This window comes from Kerstersia gyiorum, from assembly GCF_004216755.1.
Classification (GTDB): Bacteria; Pseudomonadota; Gammaproteobacteria; order Burkholderiales; family Burkholderiaceae_B; genus Kerstersia; species Kerstersia gyiorum.
Genome location: NZ_SGWZ01000003.1, coordinates 200,740 through 218,937, shown reverse-complemented (window position 1 = coordinate 218,937; position 18,198 = coordinate 200,740). Strand labels below are relative to the sequence as shown.

Annotated in this window: 14 protein-coding genes and 1 pseudogene; 6 read left to right on the top strand and 9 right to left on the bottom strand. The window is 60.3% G+C overall.

Annotated features, from left to right (window positions below; genetic code table 11):
• From fliJ to fliF, 5 genes are read right to left on the bottom strand one after another with little or no spacing between them, the layout of a single operon-like run.
• Entirely contained in the window at positions 1–453 is a 453-nt protein-coding gene (gene fliJ / locus EV679_RS10860) for a flagellar export protein FliJ (protein ID WP_130487213.1), read from the bottom strand.
• The gene (fliI, locus tag EV679_RS10855; protein WP_130487212.1) at positions 446–1,885 is read right to left on the bottom strand and encodes a flagellar protein export ATPase FliI; all 1,440 of its coding nucleotides are present in this window, start codon (positions 1,883–1,885) and stop codon (positions 446–448) included. Before fliI ends, fliJ begins: the two co-directional genes overlap by 8 nt.
• Complete coding sequence (locus EV679_RS10850; protein WP_130487211.1) at positions 1,869–2,675, bottom strand: flagellar assembly protein FliH; 807 nt, start codon at positions 2,673–2,675, stop codon at positions 1,869–1,871. The genes fliI and EV679_RS10850 overlap by 17 nt, the downstream gene beginning before the upstream one ends.
• The gene (gene fliG, locus EV679_RS10845; protein ID WP_068371985.1) at positions 2,668–3,690 is read right to left on the bottom strand and encodes a flagellar motor switch protein FliG; all 1,023 of its coding nucleotides are present in this window, start codon (positions 3,688–3,690) and stop codon (positions 2,668–2,670) included. Before fliG ends, EV679_RS10850 begins: the two co-directional genes overlap by 8 nt.
• Complete coding sequence (gene fliF / locus EV679_RS10840; protein ID WP_130487210.1) at positions 3,683–5,362, bottom strand: flagellar basal-body MS-ring/collar protein FliF; 1,680 nt, start codon at positions 5,360–5,362, stop codon at positions 3,683–3,685. Before fliF ends, fliG begins: the two co-directional genes overlap by 8 nt.
• A gap of 391 nt (positions 5,363–5,753) precedes the next feature.
• On the opposite strand from fliF, the gene fliE reads away from it, so the two are divergent.
• Positions 5,754–6,092: a flagellar hook-basal body complex protein FliE gene (fliE, locus tag EV679_RS10835; RefSeq protein ID WP_068371994.1), complete on the top strand. Its 339-nt coding sequence runs from the start codon at positions 5,754–5,756 to the stop codon at positions 6,090–6,092.
• Between the two features lie 80 nt (positions 6,093–6,172).
• Positions 6,173–6,913 carry an RNA polymerase sigma factor FliA gene (locus tag EV679_RS10830; protein WP_068371997.1) on the top strand — a complete coding sequence of 247 codons (741 nt, stop codon included), beginning with the start codon at positions 6,173–6,175 and terminating at the stop codon, positions 6,911–6,913.
• 66 nt (positions 6,914–6,979) lie between these two features.
• Here the strand turns inward: EV679_RS10830 and EV679_RS18055 are convergent.
• Positions 6,980–7,195, bottom strand: a pseudogene (locus EV679_RS18055) (helix-turn-helix transcriptional regulator); the annotation flags it as partial.
• Positions 7,196–7,226: 31 nt separating this feature from the next.
• On the opposite strand from EV679_RS18055, the gene EV679_RS17890 reads away from it, so the two are divergent.
• Positions 7,227–7,745 (top strand): MFS transporter, encoded by a 519-nt coding sequence (locus EV679_RS17890; RefSeq protein WP_242611471.1) that lies wholly within the window; start codon positions 7,227–7,229, stop codon positions 7,743–7,745.
• Here the strand turns inward: EV679_RS17890 and EV679_RS10820 are convergent.
• Genes EV679_RS10820 through EV679_RS10810 form a run of 3 tightly spaced genes read right to left on the bottom strand, consistent with a single transcriptional unit; the run spans position 7,735 to position 12,582 of the window.
• Positions 7,735–9,555, bottom strand: a complete 1,821-nt coding sequence (locus tag EV679_RS10820; RefSeq protein WP_130487209.1) for an ABC transporter ATP-binding protein — start codon at positions 9,553–9,555, stop codon at positions 7,735–7,737. The genes EV679_RS17890 and EV679_RS10820 overlap by 11 nt on opposite strands.
• The gene (locus EV679_RS10815) at positions 9,552–11,321 is read right to left on the bottom strand and encodes an ABC transporter ATP-binding protein (protein ID WP_242611470.1); all 1,770 of its coding nucleotides are present in this window, start codon (positions 11,319–11,321) and stop codon (positions 9,552–9,554) included. The genes EV679_RS10820 and EV679_RS10815 overlap by 4 nt, the downstream gene beginning before the upstream one ends.
• Complete coding sequence (locus EV679_RS10810; RefSeq protein WP_130487208.1) at positions 11,311–12,582, bottom strand: MFS transporter; 1,272 nt, start codon at positions 12,580–12,582, stop codon at positions 11,311–11,313. Before EV679_RS10810 ends, EV679_RS10815 begins: the two co-directional genes overlap by 11 nt.
• 408 nt (positions 12,583–12,990) lie before the next feature.
• Between EV679_RS10810 and EV679_RS10805 the strand changes: the two genes are divergently transcribed.
• The 3 genes from EV679_RS10805 (at position 12,991) to EV679_RS10795 (ending at position 17,999) form a co-directional block, all read left to right on the top strand.
• Positions 12,991–13,773, top strand: coding sequence for a helix-turn-helix transcriptional regulator (locus EV679_RS10805; protein ID WP_165390033.1), 783 nt, complete (start codon positions 12,991–12,993; stop codon positions 13,771–13,773).
• A 445-nt stretch (positions 13,774–14,218) separates the two neighbouring features.
• The gene (locus tag EV679_RS10800) at positions 14,219–17,086 is read left to right on the top strand and encodes a TonB-dependent receptor domain-containing protein (protein ID WP_165390032.1); all 2,868 of its coding nucleotides are present in this window, start codon (positions 14,219–14,221) and stop codon (positions 17,084–17,086) included.
• 79 nt (positions 17,087–17,165) lie between these two features.
• Complete coding sequence (locus EV679_RS10795; RefSeq protein ID WP_130487206.1) at positions 17,166–17,999, top strand: hypothetical protein; 834 nt, start codon at positions 17,166–17,168, stop codon at positions 17,997–17,999.
• The last annotated feature ends 199 nt before the right edge of the window (positions 18,000–18,198 follow it).

The following is an 18,198-nucleotide window of genomic DNA, read 5'->3' as shown; positions in this document are numbered from 1 at the left end:
TCAGGGGGCGTAAGCCAGGGGCTGGCGCGCCAGGCGTGCGGAAACCTCGTCCATGGCGCGCTGTTCGCGACGCTGGGCGACGAGGTCGGCTGCGTGCGTGCGCCGCGTGGCCAGTGTCACATAGGCGTCCAGCTTGCGTTTCTCATCCAGCCAGCGTTGGCGCAATGCTTCCAATTGCCGCTGCTGAGATTGCAATATCCCATTTTGCTGCGCGATGGCCTGATCCAGACTGTCGAGAAACGACGAATAATTGCGGTAAGTCGCCGTTTGCATGCCTTGCCCCATGCCGTGTTGCAGGTTATGCCGGTAGTCATCGCTGTATTCATGCAGCGCCTGCAACTGCTGGCGGGCCTGGTTGCACTTGCCCTGGGCCTGGCCGAACGCTTGCAGGGCGTCGTCGGTGCGCTGGCGCGCCAGGTCGATCAGGGTGTCCAGCGGCGTGGCTTCAGACATGGCGTCCTGCCTGGGTGAAGAGGCCGCCCAGAGCCTGGGTGGCCTGCGGGTAGGAAATGTTTTCGTTCAGGCCCTGCTGCAAATAGCGTTCCAGGGCAGGAAAGCGGGCCACGGCATCATCGAGCTGTGCATCGTTGCCGGGCACATATGCGCCTACCGCGATCAGGTCGCGGCTGCGTTGATAGCGGGAAAACAATTGCTTGAAGCGGCGTGCGTCGGCCTGCTGGCCGGCATCGGTGATCGCAGTCATGACGCGCGAGATGGAGGCTTCGATGTCTATGGCGGGGTAATGTCCGGATTCCGCCAGCTGGCGCGACAGGACGATATGGCCGTCCAGAATGGCGCGTGCCGCATCGGCGATCGGGTCCTGCTGGTCGTCACCCTCGGCCAGCACGGTATAGAAACCGGTGATGGAGCCATGGCTGGCGCCGTCGGCGCCAGCCGCGCCATTGCCGGCGCGTTCCACCAGGGCTGGCAGGCGGGCGAACACCGAAGGCGGATAGCCCTTGGTGGCTGGCGGTTCGCCCACGGCCAACGCGATTTCCCGTTGCGCCATGGCGTAGCGGGTCAGGGAGTCCATGATGAGCAGGACATGCTTGCCCTGGTCCCGGAAGTATTCGGCCACACGCGTGGCATAGGCCGCGCCTTGCAGGCGCAAGACGGGAGAGACGTCAGCCGGGGCCGCCACCACCACGGAACGGGCCAGGCCTGCCGGGCCGAGATTGGTTTCGATGAACTCCTGCACTTCGCGGCCGCGCTCGCCGATCAGGCCGACGACAATCACATCGGCCTGGGTATAGCGCGCCATCATGCCCAGCAGCACGCTCTTGCCGACGCCGGACCCGGCAAACAGGCCCATGCGCTGTCCCCGGCCCACCGTCAGCAAGCCATTGATGCAGCGGATGCCGGTATCCAGCACGTCATGGATGGGCGCGCGGTCCAGCGGATTGATGAAGGTGTGGGCGAGCGTGCTGCGCGGCGCATCCTGCAGTGAACCCTTGCCGTCCAGGGGGACGCCGGCGCCGTCCAGCACCCGACCCAGCAGCATGTCACCGACCGGCAGCTGGCGTGCGGCATGGCTGGCGGGGGTGGCATCGGCTTCGCCCGGCGGCAAGGCCGTGACGCGGCGCCGGGGCAGGGACTGGGGCACCACGCGGGCGCCAGGCATGATGCCGGCAATGTCCTGCAAGGGCATCAGGTATAAGGTCTGGCCGTCGAAGCCGACGACTTCGGCTTCGATGCCGCCATCATCGCCCTGGCCATGGGCGATGGTGACGGCGGCGCCCACCGGCAGTCTCAGTCCGGTAGCTTGCAGTACCAGGCCGACCGCTCGCGTGATGCGCCCGAGCGGCTGCCAGGGCGGGCAATGCGCGATGCGCTGCCGGGCCAGTTGCAGCTGGCTCAGCCAGCGCTGTTCAAGCGGGAGGCTCATCGGCTTGCGCCTGGCCCGTGCCAGGTTCAGAAGGGCTGGCTGGCGGCGCGGCCGCAGCCCATTCATGTTCAACGCCCAGCGCCTCCGCGTGCTGGCGCCAGCGCGCGCGCAAGGTGGCATCTATGTCGCCCAGCGTGGTTTCCGCCAGGCAGTCGCCAGCTTGCAGGCTGGCATCGGCGCTCAATCGGCAGCCGGTGGCGGCAAGCTCCGCAGGCAACTGGCTTTGCACCACGGCGTAGTCGTCAGGGTGCAGGCGCATGGACAGGATGGGCTGCTGGTAATGCAGCGCCAGGACTTCCCGCACCAGCGGGACGATGGCGTCCGTGCGCTGGCGCAGTTCGGCGCGCACGATATCCTGGGCGATATCCAGGGCCAGCCGGATCAGCGCGTCGCCCACTTCGCGGTCCAACCGCTTGGCGGCCGTGTCGGCCTGCCGAACAATGTCGTGCAGGCGGGCGTGCAGTGCGGCGTTCTCTTCCTGGCGTTGGGCCAGTGCCTCGGCATGGCCCTGCTTTTCGCCTGCCTCGCGGCCACTGGCCAGTCCGTCGCGCCGGCCAGCTTCCAGGCCCTGGGCGTAGCCCAGTTCATAGCCCTGTTGCTCGGCCTGCTCGCGCCATTGGGCGATGAGCGCGCGCGGATCGACTTCTTCCGGTTTCGGGGGCGTCACAGGCGCGTCAGGTGCGTCAGGTGAATCAGGCGCGCCGGTTTCCGCTTCCAGTGAGGCCATTTGCCAGCGTTGCCATGCACGGTTGCGCGGCTTGGGCGGCAGCGGCGTTTCTTGTTCAGACATAGGCGTCGTTGCCCTGGGTGCCCAGGGCAATCTGGCCGTCTTCGGCCAGGCGCTTGGCGATCGCCAGGATCTTCTTCTGTTCGGTCTCGACCTGGGACATGCGCACCGGGCCCTGCATCTCGATATCCTCGCGCAGGATCTGCGCGGCGCGTACCGACATATTGCCCAGGAATTTCTCGCGCAGGTCTTCCGGCGCGCCCTTGAGCGCAATGGTCAGCACTTCGCCCTCGATTTCCTTGAGCAGCGTCTGGATACTGCGATCGTCCATTTCCAGCAGGTTCTCGAACACGAACATCTCGTCGACGATGCGCTGGGTCAGGTCGTTGTCGCGTTCGCGCAGCGCATCGACGATGGATTTCTCGTCGCTGGTGCTCATCATGTTGAGGATTTCCGCTGCCGTCCTCACGCCGCCCATGTTGCTGCGCTTGGCGCCCTGGCCGCTCAGTAAGGTGCTGAGCGTCGTGGTGAGTTCGGCCAGCGCGGCGGGTTGCACACCGCCGAAGGTGGCGATGCGCAGCATGACATCGGTGCGCAGGCGGGCCGGCAGGAAATTCAGGATGGCTGCGGAGCGGTCGCGTTTCAGGTGCACCAGGATTGTGGCGATGATCTGGGGGTGTTCGCCGCCGATCAGTTCGGCCACCACCGAGGCATCCATCCAGTTCAGCGTATCAATCCCGCTGCTGGTGCTGCTGACTTCCAGGATGTCGTCAATGATGCCGGCGGCTCTTTCGCTGCCCAGCGCCTTGGTCAGCACGGCGCGGATGTAGTCGTCCGAGCCGATGGAAACGGCCAGGAACTGTTCTGCATCGTCACGGAAGCTGCTCAGCGTGCTGTTGACGTCCTGCCGCGAGATTTGCTTCAGGTTGGCAATGGCCGCACCCAGTTCCTGGACTTCCGTGCCCTGCAAGTGGCGAAATACCGCAGCAGCGGAATCTTCGCCCAGGGAAAGCATCAGGATGGCGCTTTTCTGCAGGCCGTTCAGTTCCGTTTCGGTGACAGAGGGGGACTTAGCCATTTTTGCCCTCCATCCAGGCGCGGATAATCATGGCCACGGCGCGTGGGTCCTTCTGCGCCAGTTCGCGGGCGGCGGCCAGGTTCTTTTCGTGGCTGTGCTTTTCGGCCTGTAATTGCTGTTCACGCAGCGCGGCACTCTGCGCCTCGCGAATCTGCTGCAACTGCGCTTCGGACTGCGCCGTCGCTGGCGCCGCCGGCGCGGCTGCCGGGGCATTGCGCTGGTTCAGGATGGGGCGGATGACGGCGCGCCAGGCAAACAGCGCCAGCAACAGATAGAGCAGGTATTGCAGCATGGATTGGCCCAGGTCCAGGTAGAACGGGTCGCGCCAGAAAGGCGGTTCGTCTGTTTGCGCCAGGTTTTCGGTGAAGGGGCTGTTGGCCAGGCTGACGCTGTCGCCACGCGCTTCGCTGTAGCCCACGGCATCGCGGACGATGCCTTCGATCTTGGCCATGTCCTCGGGGGACAAGGGCTGGGGGACGCCTTGCGCGTCAGGCAGGTAGTTCAGCACCACGGCCACCGACAGCCGCCGTACTTCTCCGGCCGGCGTGCGCACATGTTCGATGGTGCGGTCCACTTCGTAGTTGATGGTTTCATCGGTGCTGGATTGCGTCGGTGCGGCCGGGGCGGCGGGTTTGCCGGCTTCTGCCTGGCTAGCGGCATTGCCGGTGGCGGGCGCATCTATCGGCGCGACGGCAGTCGGGGCGGGCTGGTTGCTGAGTGCGCCCGGCGGGCCGCCTGCGGGGGCCAGGCCGGTCTGCTCGCGGCGGTTGCTTTGCCGGCTGCGTACCGCTGCTTCATTGGGCGACTGATTGGGACGATAGCTTTCGGAAGTCTGTTCGCGGCGGGAAACGTCCAGGTCGGCGGTCACGCGCGCATGCACATTGCCGCTGCCCAGCAAGGGGTTCAGCAGCGCAAGGATGCGTTCTTCGGCGCGCTGTTCGATCTGGCGCGCGCGGCGTTGCTGGTCGGCATCGAAGCCGAATTCCTCGCCCTGGGGGGTGGATAGCAGGCGGCCGCTCTGGTCCACCACGGAAATGTCATCCGCGTGCAGGTTCGGCACACTGGAAGCCAGCAGCCAGCTGATGGCGGTAAACTGGGCGTGGTCGATCTGGCGGCCGGGGTAGAGCGTCAGCAGTACCGACGCGGTGGGCTTCTGGCGCTCGCGTACAAACAATGACTGGCGCGGCAGCGCCAGGTGCACGCGGGCGCGTTCCACGGCATGCAGGGATTCGATGGAACGTGCCAACTCGCCTTCCAGGCCGCGCTGGTAGCTGACCTGCTCGCTGAACTGGCTGGCGCCGAAACGGGGGTTGTCGAGCAGTTCGAAACCGACCGAGCCACCCTTGGGCAGCCCCTGGGCCGCCAGGGCCAGGCGGGTTTCATGGACTTTCTCGGCGGGAACAAGCAGGGCCGTGCCACTATCGCTGAAACGGTAGGGCACGTTCATCTGGGTGAGCGCGGTCACGATCGCACCGCCGTCTCGTTCTTCGATGTTGGAGAACAGGACACGGTATTCAGGGCCGCGCGACCACAGCAGGGCGACCGCCAGCAAGGCAATGGCCAGGGCGCCCGCGCCCAGCAGCGCCGGCTTGGGCACGCGGGCCAGGAAGGCCAACTGCGGAAAGCGGGTGAAGAAACCGGACAGGCGGCCCGGGACTGTGTCTTGACTCATGCGGACAGTCCTTGGAGGAGGGCGGCGCAGGCTAGTGATGGCAGTAGCGCGATTCTCAGCAGAAATACGGGTTGCGGCACGAGGCGGACCTCTATATTCGAGCTGGGGATTATCGCTGTCGGCAGTAGGGGAATAAACGCTGAAAAGCCGCCATTTTTGGCGCTAATCAATTTTTGCAGGTAGCAGGAAACGAAGCTGAAAGCCGCATGCCGGCTTGTTTTTGCAGCGGTGATGGCCTGTCTTTTGGTGAGCATCAGGAGGCGCTGGTGCGGCTGCGTCTGCCAGTTATATCTGCTATTGTGTTTTGGCAATTTCCCGCGGTGGGCAGTGCTGCTGCCTGGCGCCAATACCTGCGCGCATGTCTTGCGCCAGGGTTCAAAAGGTAGTCTGAATGGCCATGGTGCAAATGTCCGGAATCGAGCAATTGTTGTCCAGCATGCGTGAGCTTGCGCGTGCGGCAGGCGCTGCGCCTACGGCCGAAATGCGGGCAGCGGGCGCGGCCAGGGAAAGCGGCTTCGCCCAGGAACTGCAACGCTCGTTGGCCCGGGTTTCTTCCATGCAGGAATCCGCCAACCAGCAGGCGCAGGCCTACGAGGCCGGTCAGCCTGGCATTGCGCTCAACGATGTCATGCTGGATATGCAAAAGGCTGGTATCGCTTTTCAGATGACCGTACAGGTACGCAACCGCTTCGTTGCGGCCTACCAGGAAATCTCCAGCATGCCGGTCTGAGGCGGCTGGCTGCCCGCTAAATTTCTGATGCTCCCCCGGCGCCCAGGCGGAGCCGGCGTTCATGGTCGCTAGGCGTGTCATTGAAAGAATCGGAACTCATCGAACAGTATTTGCCCCTGATCCGGCGGATCGCGCTGCGCCTGCTGGCGCGCCTGCCGGCGTCGGTGGAGCTGGATGACCTGATACAGGCAGGCAGCATGGGCCTGCTTGATGCCGTGCGCAAATATCGGAAAATGCCGCATGCCCAATTTGCCACCTATGCGACCCAACGCATCCGTGGGGCCATGATGGACGAATTGCGCGGCATGGATTGGCTGTCGCGTGGCGTGCGCGAAAAAGCGCGTCGCATCGAAGATGCCATGCGCAGCGTCGAAGCCCGCACTGGCCAGGCGGCGACCGAGGCGGCCATGGCCGAGGAGCTCGGGGTCAGCCTGTCGCAGTACCATGAAATGTTGCAGGATGCGCACGGGGCACAACTGCTTTATGCCGAAGACCTGTCCCACGGCCAGGACGAATCTGGCCACGACTGGATTTTTTCCGACCAGGGCCGTGCCAATCCCCTCAATGCCATCATGCAGGCGGATTTCCGCACGGTCCTGATCGAAGCGCTGGAAAAACTGCCGGAACGAGAAAAACTGTTGCTGTCCTTGCTCTACCAGGAAGACATGAACCTCAAGGAGGTAGCGTTGGTTCTGGGGGTGACCGAAGGGCGGGTTTGCCAGTTGCGCACGCAGGCCATGGCTCGCATACGCGCGTGCATGGCCAGTCGTGACTGGGACCGCCGGGACGAGGCGATGGCGGACGAACGCCTGTTGGGCTGATACCTGGCGGGCAGCAGGGGGTGCTGGCGAATCGCGTTCCTTGCCAGCATGGGCCACGCTCTTGGGAGCATGGCCGTAATAACGTTCGAAGGCCGTATTGAAACTCGATAGATGCTGATAGCCGACCTGATAGGCGGCGGTTGAAACGCGGGCGCCCATTTCCAGCAACTCCCGGGCTTTTTCCATCCGTACCGAAGTCAGTAGGCGGTACGGACTGGTATCGAACAACTCCCTGAAACCCTGCTTGAGCTTGAAATCATTGGTGCCGACGGCAGCGCTCAAATAGGCAATGGTAAGCGGCTGAGCGTACTCATTGAGCAGGATTTCACGCGCGCGCAGGATTTTTTCCTGGTCGTCGGGGTTCAGTTTCGATGTTTGCGCGCAGGCCGGGGCTGCCGGTATCTTCTCGGCATCGCAGCTCAGTCTGATGGTGGGCAGCTTCATCACGCCGCTGCTGGCATCGCGCCGTGCTGACCAGCGCCCATGGATTGCCGCGACGGTGCTGAGCTGCCTGGCGGGCACCCTGGGATTGATGTATGCCCCGTTGGGTTCAGCCTGGCTGTGGGCGCTGTTGCGGGGCTTCGGCCAGGGGGCGGGGCCTTCGCTGGGGGCTTTTCTGTTCGCGGCCAAGGCTTCCAGTATTGACGTTGCGACCCGGCTTTACGCGATGGCACAGACTGTGGGATACCTGATCGCTGTGGCCGGGCCGTTGCTGGTGGGGGCGATCTACTACCGTACCGGTGACTGGCACCTGCCCATCCTGCTGCTGGCCGGCGTCCTGGTCATCGAATTGATTGTTTCCCTGCCAGCCGGCCGGAATGTCAGGATATGAGTGCTTCCGGGAGTGAATCACGGTCTTGCGCACGGCGCCCGGCATGCCAGTTTTTTGCGCTTTGCTGGGCCTGCCACATCCTGGCATAACGGCCAGGCCGTGCCAGCAATTCGGCATGGCGGCCTTGCTCTACGATCTCGCCAGCGTCGATGACCAGGATCTGGTCGGCGCCGGCGATAGTGGAAAGACGGTGTGCGATCACGATGACTGTACGTTCGCGTACCAGAACATCAATCGCGGCCTGGACGGCTACCTCGCTTTCCGTATCCAGCGCGGCGGTGGGCTCGTCCAGAATCACAATGGGAGCATTTTTCAGCATGGCGCGGGCGATGCTGATGCGCTGGCGTTCTCCGCCGGAAAGCCTGCCGCCGATGTCGCCCACGCAGGTGTCGTAGCCTGAGGGCAGGCGGCAGATGAAATCGTGGCAATGCGCGGCCCGCGCCGCAGCTTCCACCTCGGCGGTCGTTGCCTCGGGACGGGCCATGCGGATATTGGCCAGGATGGTATCGTCGAACAGGTAAACGTCCTGGAATACCACGGAAATCAGCGAGTTCAGCTGTTCCGGGGCGATGGCGCGAATATCCACCCCGCCGATCAGGATGCGCCCGGCCTGTGGATCGGCATGCCGCATCAGCAGGCGCGTCACGGTTGTCTTGCCGCTGCCGGAAGGGCCGACCAGCGCAGTCAGGCTGCGGGCTGCAATCCTGGCGTCCAGGTGGCGCAGGCATGGCGTACTTGCTGAGGCATAAGAAAATTCCACGGCTTCGAACGCCACATCGAAGGTCTGCGGCATTTGCACCGGTTGTTGCTGCGGCAGTGGCGCCAGAGACAGCAGCGCGTTGATTTTCCCCAGTGCGGCCTCGATCAGGTCCAGTATCTTGGCGTACAGCACAAAGGTGGCCAAGGGTTCCCCGAAACGAACGGCCACGACCATCAGGGCTGCCAGGATGGCAATGTCCAGCGTGCCCTGGGCGGCCAGCAGCGTGCCGACGAACACCACGAGCAGCACGGCCAGCTCCATGACGGTGGTCAGGATCAGGTTGGGCTTCGCCCCTTTTTGATGGCCGAGGGTTTGCACCGTTTCCAGATGACGGAAGCTGTCCTGCAGGGTCTCGGCGCGCGCGCCGGCGCAACAGGCTGCCCGTAGTATGGGCAGGCCCTGGAGATATTCCAGTATGTCGCTGCTGGCGCGTTCGTTGGCGTCCGCGAGCAGGCGCATGCCACGGCCGAAAGCAGGGCGACGCCAGCGGTAGAGCGGGACCAGCAAAGGAAACACCAGCAGCAGGACCAGGCCCATGCGCCAGTCGAACCAGAGGGCGGCGAGGGCAACCACGGCGGGCGTGATCAAGGCGCTGGCCATCATATTGGCGATGGTCAGGACGTAGCTCAGGGTTTCGTCCACGTTGCCCAGCAAGGCCGCGTTGACGCCGCCAGTACGCTTGTCCTGCAGCAATTCAAGCGGAATGCGGCGCAACTGTGCGCCCAGCTCCGTGCGCAGTTCGTGCGTATTGCATACCATGTCGCCGTCGTAGTCGAAGCCTTGCGCATGCCAGCGGATGGCGCTGCTGGCCAACAGCAGGATTGTCATGGCCAGCAGCCAGGGCAAGGCGGCCTGCCAGTCCGGCACAGGGATCAGTGCCTGGAAAGCCGGCATCAGACAGGCCAGTGCCAGGCCTTGCATGGCGGCGGCCACGCCCAACCCGATCAGGCTGGTCCGCAGCCGGGGAGCACGGCTGCGGGCATTGCGCAGCAATAGTTGCCAGGTCTCGCGCAGCGAGGTAATGCGTGGGCCGGAGGCCGGTTTTTTCATGCCAGTGTTCCTGTCAGCGACCAGTTCTGGGCGGCTTCGTAGCCGCGCCAAAGCCTGGCGTATACCCCTGCCTGCTGCAACAGGGTTTCGTGCCGCCCGCTTTCGGCCAGGCAGCCTTGGTCGAAAACCAATATCTGGTCTGCATCGCGGATGGTCGATAGCCTGTGCGCGATCATCAACACGGTTTTTCCCCGCATCAGGTGGGAGAGCGCAGTCACCAGGGCGGCTTCGTTTTCAGGGTCGGCAAAGGCAGTGGCTTCGTCCAGGATGAGGATTGGCCGGTTTTGCAGAATGGCCCGGGCAATGGTGATGCGTTGGCGCTGTCCGCCGGACAGAAAGACGCCACGCTCCCCTGCGGGGGTGTCATAGCCCTGCGGCAGCGCCATGATGAAATCATGAGCCTGTGCGGCCTGGGCTGCCTGCATCACGGCCTGGAGCGTGGCGCCAGGCATGCCCAGCCGGATATTGTTGGCAATCGTGTCGGCGAACAGGAAGGTATCCTGGAAAACGAAGGCCAGCTGTTGCATCAAGGTGTCTGGCGGCATGTCCCGGACGTCCACGCCGCCCACACGGATACAGCCCGAACTCACGTCCCAGAAACGTGGAATCAACCTCGCCACCGTGGTTTTGCCAGCACCGGATGGCCCGACCAGCGCCGTGATGCTGCCTTGCGGCACGTGGAAGCTCACATTCTGCAGGACCAACGGGCCATCCGGCGCATAGCGGAAATTCACGCGTTCGAAGCGCACGCTGGCATCTGCCGGCATCCTGGCCCGTTTGGCATCAGGTGCCGGCAGTGCGGGTTCGGCCATGACTTCGTGAATACGGTGGATGCTCATCTGCGTCTTGGCAACCAGGTGCTTGAGCGACATCAGCGGCAACAGGGATTCGGCCATGCCGGTGCCTACCAGCAAGGCTGCCAGCCAGGTGGAAGTGGCTTGTACATCCTGGCTGAGCAGCCAGGCGCCCAGCCAGACCAAGACAGCGAGGGTAGGGAGCGGGTTCAGGATGGCGACGGACAGGCGCGATGAAACCCCGGCCATGCGGTACCACTGCTGGACGACGTCCCAGAACCGGTCCAGCGCCTGCTGGTAGCGCTGAAAGGTGGTGGCGCCGGTGTCGAAAGTGCGTACCACTGGCATGGCCTGCACATATTCCACCACTGCCTTGCTCACGTTCTCGCTGGCATGGTGATAGCGCGACATCATTTCCATGCTGCCGCGCATGGCCAGAGATACGACCGCCATTCCCAGCAGCAGCACGGTTGCGGCTGCCAGTGCGAGGCGCCAATCCAGCCAACAGAGCAGGATGAAGGTCAGGACGGGCGAAACATATGCCCTGGCATAGAGCGGTGTGCTGTCAGCCACGAAAACATGCAATGCCTTGACGTCATCCATCAATACCTTGGCCAACGCTCCGGAGCCCGTTTGCTGCAGATAGCCCAGCGGCACGCGGGCCAGATGCGCCGAAAGCGCAGTGCGCAAATGGGTTTCGAGGCGAAACGCGGCCAGATGTGATTGATTGAAGCCGCTCAGCCGCAGCAGATAGGCCAGCACCGTCAGGCAGGTAGCCAGCAGCAATGGCTGCCAGGGCCACGGGCCGGGCTGCGTGAGCAGTCCATGCACGGCCCAGGCCAGTGCGCACAGCGCGCCCAGCGCTGCCGAAGCAGCCAGCCCTGCCAGAATCATCGCGGCTCGGATCTGGCTGCCGACCGGCCGCATGATGCTCCATACGCTGGGGGAGGCGGGACGGGAATCAGCAGCCATGGGAGTGCAATTCCGGATCCAGGCCATCCAGGGACGGAGCCTGGCTTCTGATCACGATCACCGCAATGACTGCAGACGTTGCGGCCAGCCCGAAAAAGACCGGGTAGCCCAAGTGCTGCGCCAGCCACCCGCCTGCCATTCCGCCGGCAACAGCCAGCAGCGCATCGGCACTTTGGAACAGGGTGAAATCCACGCCTGCCTGCAGCGGTGATGCCAGCCCCATCAAGGCGGAATACAAGGCGACCCAGACAAAGCCCAGGACGGCGAATACCAGCCCGACCAATACCATCAGGACTGTCAACGAGGCGGATGGCGCAGCCAGCGCCAGGGCTGCCAGCACGCAGGCTTTCAACGCGACAGCAATCCATACGGCCCGCCATCCGGGGACCAGCCGTACCAGCAGCCCGCCCAGGCAGGCGCCAGAGAGCCCGGCGAAGATATGCAGCGAACCGAAAAGCCAGCCCAGTTGTTCCAGGCTCAGTCCGCGATCCAGCAGGAAGGGGCCGAACATGCCCAGCGTCAGGCGCACTCCCACGCTGGCCAGTAGCATCAGGAGCAGGCCGGTACGGATTTCCGGGCGGCGCAGCGCATGCAGCAGCCCGGGGCGGTGCCCCTGCGCCAGTTCGTGTTCGCGCGGCGGTTCACGCAACAGCAGCATGGGGATGCTGAGCAACAGCGTTGCCAGGCCTGCGGCCATCAGGGCCCAGGGCCAGCCGGCCTTGCCGGCGACCAGCAGAAATCCGCCAGCGCCCAGCATGGCGCCGATATAGCTGCCGCCGACCTGGGCCACGTTGCCCCAGCCACGTTGCTGGGCTGCCAATTGTTCCACGGTGAATCCGTCACTGGCGACATCGGTGGTGGCGGCTACCAGCGCGGCGAGCAGCAAGCCGCAGAGAATCCATCCGGCATGATCGGATAGTGAGAAAAAGCCAGCCAAGGCCGCCAGCCCCAGCAGGAACAGAATGGCGGATATCAGCCACTGGCCCGTCAGGATCAAGGTACGTGAGCGCCGTTCCAGCCGATGGGCGGGCAGCCGCCAGCGTTCCACGGCGGGCGCCCAGATGAATCGCAAGCCCCAGGGAATCCAGAGCAGGGCGGTCAGGCCCGCAACTTGCAGCGATGCCCCGGCATCACGCAGCAGCGACGGCAGGGCCTGCGTCGTCAGTGCGGTGATGATGGTCTGGCTGATATAGATGCCTGCGATGGCTGGCAGAACTTGTCGCGCGCTCAGGCGCGACGGAACAACATAGGATTTCGACATGCGGAGTGGTCCGTAGCCTGCTGGAGGCGGATGTTCTGCCGCATTGCGGAAAGCGCTGCATTGCAATGCGGGTCAATCACAATGGACAATTTCTATCTACAGGATTTGTGGATAGAATAGATAAGAGTGATATCCAACATCATTACGTTTGCAGGGAAGTTGCGCTAACGGTTTACGGAAAAAATTTGATTTTTTCAGGAAGAAATTATGTCGGGGAGCGCAGGTCCATCCGCCCAACAGGCCCTTGATCCCGGAAAAATGTCGGAAGAAAGCCTGAACCGTGTGCATGAGGATTGGCGGCATGCCGTTCACATGTATCAGCCCTGCGAAGGCCTTTGTATCAGTTGCATCAACGGGCGGCCGGGCAATAAATGGTCGTTCGAGGCAGAAGGGCCTTCTGCATTCAGTGTGAATATCCTGTTGCAGGGGCGCATGCAGGCAGCGTTCGACGACGGCGGCGTGCTCGATGCCCGGGCAGGATCTGCGATCATGATGGCAACCGGCCAGTATGCGAAGGGCTGGGATGTGCTCGACAGCGAATCCGAAGGCGCGTTCCGCATGGTCAGCATCCACATTCCCCAGACGGCCATGACCAGCCTGACCGGATTGCAGATGGACGACCTGAAACAGCGCATCTGCACTACCTCGGGCGACCAGTCGCATCTGGACGCTTTTCTTGGCGTTATGCCTGCATCCAGCAGTTTGCAGCGTCTGGCGGGCGAGCTGCTGGGTTTTGAAAGCATCTATCCGGGCAGCTGCATTTCGCGTGATCTCTATCTTCGTGCCAAGGCCTTTGAAGCGGTTGCCTGCTTCCTGCGGGAAAACCTGGCCCAGCAACGGGCCAGCCTGCCTGTGCCGGCAGACCGGCCGCGGCTGCTGGATGCGAGGGCCTTGCTGGAACGAAGCTACGACCAGGAATGGAGCGTGCAAACGCTGGCGCGTGCGGTGGGGCTAAACGAAAAACGCCTGCAATCGGGCTTTCAGGCCCTGTATGGCTGCTCGGTACACAGTTGCCTGACGCGCATACGGCTGGATGCCGCCGTGGCGCTCTTGCAGCGCGGTGTCAGCGTGACGGAAACGGCAGTCAGTTGCGGATTTTCAAACCTCAGCCATTTCAGCCGGATATTCAGGAACCATACCGGCGTTTCACCCAAGCAATGCGCCCTGGGCATGCAGGCCAGGCGGCAATAGCGGGCAATTGCGGGCAATTCTTGGCATTTTCTGGCGCCTGCGGGCCAGCACACTCAACACCGGCCATGGCCGGTGTTTTCAATTTTTCAATTCGATATTGCAACGCCTGGCGAGACATGAATGCCATTGCCTCACAGGTGCTCGCCGGTATTTTGTGGTGCAACAAATATTCTCGAATAGTCAAATTTTTCCCGTAAACCGTTAGCAGCCAGCACATATTTTCGTGATCATAGGCCTTGGCTGGCAGAGGGTAGTGAGCCCAGCATGCGGCCCTGCCCATAAGGCGCCAGGCCTCAACACTGCGTCTGCGCCAGCACAACCGGGGCAAGATGCCATCAAGAGCACAGCCTGAGCGATGGGCGATCATCGGTAAATATGTAAATGCCTATCATTACTTATATCGTTTATTTTTATTCATCAAATGAAATTTCCTAGAGACAAGGCAGTGAGCCACACGGAACTGCTTGCCGTTGCCGGGCAGCGGCGCCGCAAGCTTGCGCCGTTTCCAGCAGGAACGGCGGTACCGGTGCGCCCGCGGCAATTGAGCCTGGCCATCGTACTGGCCCTGGCCGGGCAGGTAGTGCTGGCCCAGGAAGTGCAAGAGCGCCTGCCATCCGGGGATCAGGATGCCCAATCTGCCCAGATGCCTGCGGATGCCGGACATGCCCAGGTGCTGGACGCGGTAGAGATCCTAGGCACGGCGGAAGAAAACAAGACGATTGGCAATACGGCGGGGGCCAGCAAAGAGGATATCGAGCGGCGCGGTGCCAGCCACATGAGCGACCTGATTGACCGGATATCAGGGACGTCGGTCAACAGTTTGTATGCCAGGCCGGAAGTGTCTGTAGGGGTGCAGGGGATTGCGGGGCATGGGCGTGTTTCTCAGTCGCTTGAAGGTATTACACAGAACTTCCATGCCTTTACCAAAGATATTGGCCAGACCGGCTCGATTTTCGTTGATCCTCAGTTTTTGAAATCCATTGACGTTACCAGAGGTGTGAATGCCAGCACTGGTAGCTTGGGAAGCTTAGGCGGCTCTGTTGATTTCAAATACCTCGACCTAGACGACATATTGCTTCCTGGCAGAAGTTTTGGCGGGATGGTTCGCGGTTCTACCGGGTTCAGTAAATACAAGAATGGACAAAAGCCGTCTGGCTCATTCTTTCTGGGCGGAAGAAGTGAGCGCTGGGATGTGATGGTAGGCGCGGCTGACAGTGAAAATGATGCCTATAAGATAGGTAGTCATTTTGATGATGGCGATATGCTGAAGTATTTTCATGCAAGAAACCTTAATTTTTACGACAACATAAATAATCCAGAGCTCAATTGGGGGGGAGGGTGCCGCTATCAGGTTCGCGGAGTCAGTAGCGGAAGTAGAGATGGAATGGAAAACTGCCAGCTCTCTCCTGAACGCCTGAATCAACTCAAGCAGGCAGCAAAGTCTGGTGCTTTGGAAGGTACAGAAAAGAAAGCCGAATCACAGATGCTGCGTCTGCGCCATTATTTTAATGATGATTATCAGCAAAGCCTGGAGATGTTTGCGGCAAACAGTCGCGCAAAATATCAGACTGATCAGCAGCCTCAGATTATCATCCCGGAAGGTTGGGGGACTGCAGAGCCTGCATATTGGGCAAAAAATCCTTGGTTTATTGCTACCGAGATGAAAAGCCAGGTTATCAGCCTGAAATACAAGGCAGTCGTTTCGGATTTAATTAATCCTGAAATAATGCTATACCACGAGCAACAAAAACGAGATCAACAGTGGAAAGGTGTCAGGGGGACTGGTGCCGTTGGTCAGGATATGCACTACTTTGTAGATAACAGTTCCAATGGGCTCAAGCTGAGTAATGCCAGTCATTTCCAAGCATCGCTTGTCGGCCCATTGCGCCTGGATTCTTCATTCGAGTTTCGACGTACTCATAAAGATGTCGATAGTTTCAGCGAAGCCGACTGGTTGGAGGAAGACAAAAAGAACCGTGGCTTACCCTATACCCTTGCGCAGGAATGGGATCCCAGTTCAAAAAACAAATCTTCAGGTTTTGCGCTGAATTTGAGTACTGAAGGGGATGGGCCATGGCAGGCCAGTGCTGGTGCTGGTTGGCAGCGAGTGACAATGGATGTGGACTCTCCCAGATTTAGGACTGGAAATATTGCAAAAGAGGGAATAGTTCCTAATACTACAACACTCTTAAATGCTTATCGTAGTCAAGGCTACTCTTTTGGAGAAGCCCGGCGCATGGCGAATGCGGAAAGTACAAGAATATTCAATGAGATGAAGTTGGATCCTGATAGCGACAATGGGAATAATCGCTTTAATTTGGATGATAAAAAACATGGTTTTAATTTGAGGCAAGCCAATTTCAACTTGCAATATACACAACCAGGGACGGGTTTGACGGCATATGGCTCTATTGGTTACAGTGAACGAGCGCCGACAAGCAATGAAATGTATACATCTGGCCCCTGGTTGAAGCAACTGTTTGTCGCCAATCCTCATCTGAAAAAAGAAAAAAATCTTTCCTTGCAATTGGGAGTTAACTATCATAAAGAAAGATGGTTGACGACCTCAGATGAATTTAATGTGGGTCTTGGGTATTATCGAAATCGCATACGCAATCACATTGGCTACGGCCCGATATGGATGGAAAACGATGCAGTTATGAATGGCAAAAGCTCTGTTGGGGGGGCTGTTGCTAACGTCAATAATGAGGCGGCAGTCGTTCGTCATGGCTTTGAACTGAACCTTGCCTATAAACAGTCGTTGTTTTATGTGGGTGGTAATTTGACTCTTCCACTTCGGCATAACAATAAAATGTGTAATTCGCTCCTGCCGAGCGGGAACGCTTATTACGTCACCTATGATGCAGAGGGAAATGCTGTTTTCTCACAGGTAGGGGGCCAAGGGCCGAGTTCATGTTACTCAGGCTGGAACTGGATGGAAACCAGCTTAATCGAGCCTATTCGAGGAAGTCTCACAGCAGCCCTGACGCCTTACAACGGGAAAATGGAAATAGGCAGCACCTTGCATTTCCGAGGAAAACAACGTGCGTCTTATTACTACATCAAGGATGCTCAAGACCCCAGCAACAACTCATTAGGGCCATTGCCCAATGGAGATGGCTGGATAGATGCCTATCTTTGGCCGAAAACTATCAAATTTGATCTGTTCTTTAACTACCGATTTAACGATCAACTGAAAGCAGGAATTTACATTGCCAATCTAACTGATGAGTTTGATGGTACGCCGACCTCTTTGGGATACAACTTTTATCCAGGCCGCACCGTTACAGCTAACTTGGAGTACAGATTTTAAGTTTTTCGCTGTTTCGGCCATCTGGGTCGGAACAAATTTTGCCGGAGTTGCGACCGGCTTGTGAAACAGGAGAGACATCATGTCTTTGAAAACTGCAATCGACGACTGGCGTGATAGCTACGATGAAACCATCATCGACACGCAACATGATCCGGCCTATATCGGTTCGGTGAAGGCCACGAACGGCAATATCTACGAAGGTATTGCAATTTACCAAACCGGCAACAAGATCTACGACTTCAACGTGTACGCGGGACAAGGTGTGGATCATGTCAATGCCATCAACGGTGGTGGCAAGTTCGTGGTGGAATCGACTGGCGGCTTTTCGTGGGATACGGCAGTTGCAACGCCACCTTCGACCCCTGGCGGCTACGATGGTACCTACAATTTCGTGACATCTGGTTCACTGAATAAGTTGTCGCTCGGCTACACCCCCTCGGGTGACAACAATCCCTCTCCGGATGCTGCCACACTGACTGCGTTCAATACCAGCTATCCGCTGTTGGTAGTCAACGGTTTCAATATCGCCGTGGACTACGCCGCCACGTTGTTTGGCTCGGGATACAACGGCAACACGGCTATCAGCGTGTCGGCAACGGCCTCCGATGGCACCGTGCTTTCCAGCATCCTGGCTAACGCCAGCCTGTATGAGAACGCAACGCTGAACTCTGCCGTGCTGTACAGCCTGGCGTTCGACAACACCGGTGTTCAAGCCTTCGAGTGGGTGCTGGATAAGTACCTGGAGTCCAAGGGTTCGGATATCACCGACTCGTGGGCAGACATCCAAACTGCACTGTCTGGCACTGGCGTGTCGATCAGCTACTACGACTACGCTCCCAGCAGCGCTGTTGCAGCTGATGCATATGCCGTCGCTGCTGCAGAAGTCGAAAGCGACCTCCTGCTGGCCGCGTAAGCAGCCATTCCAGAAATGCAAGAGGTTTGATCGGAAAAGTGCTGGTGATTTTCTAGCGGGAAGATCCACCACTTGACCGGGTAGTACCGGGGCCTGGCACTTTGCGGCCAGGTTCCGGGTTCCGGAAGCCGTTGATTCTAGCGGTTTACGGAAGCCCCTGCAAAAACACTTTGCAGGCAGATTTCGGCTTTCCCCTTGC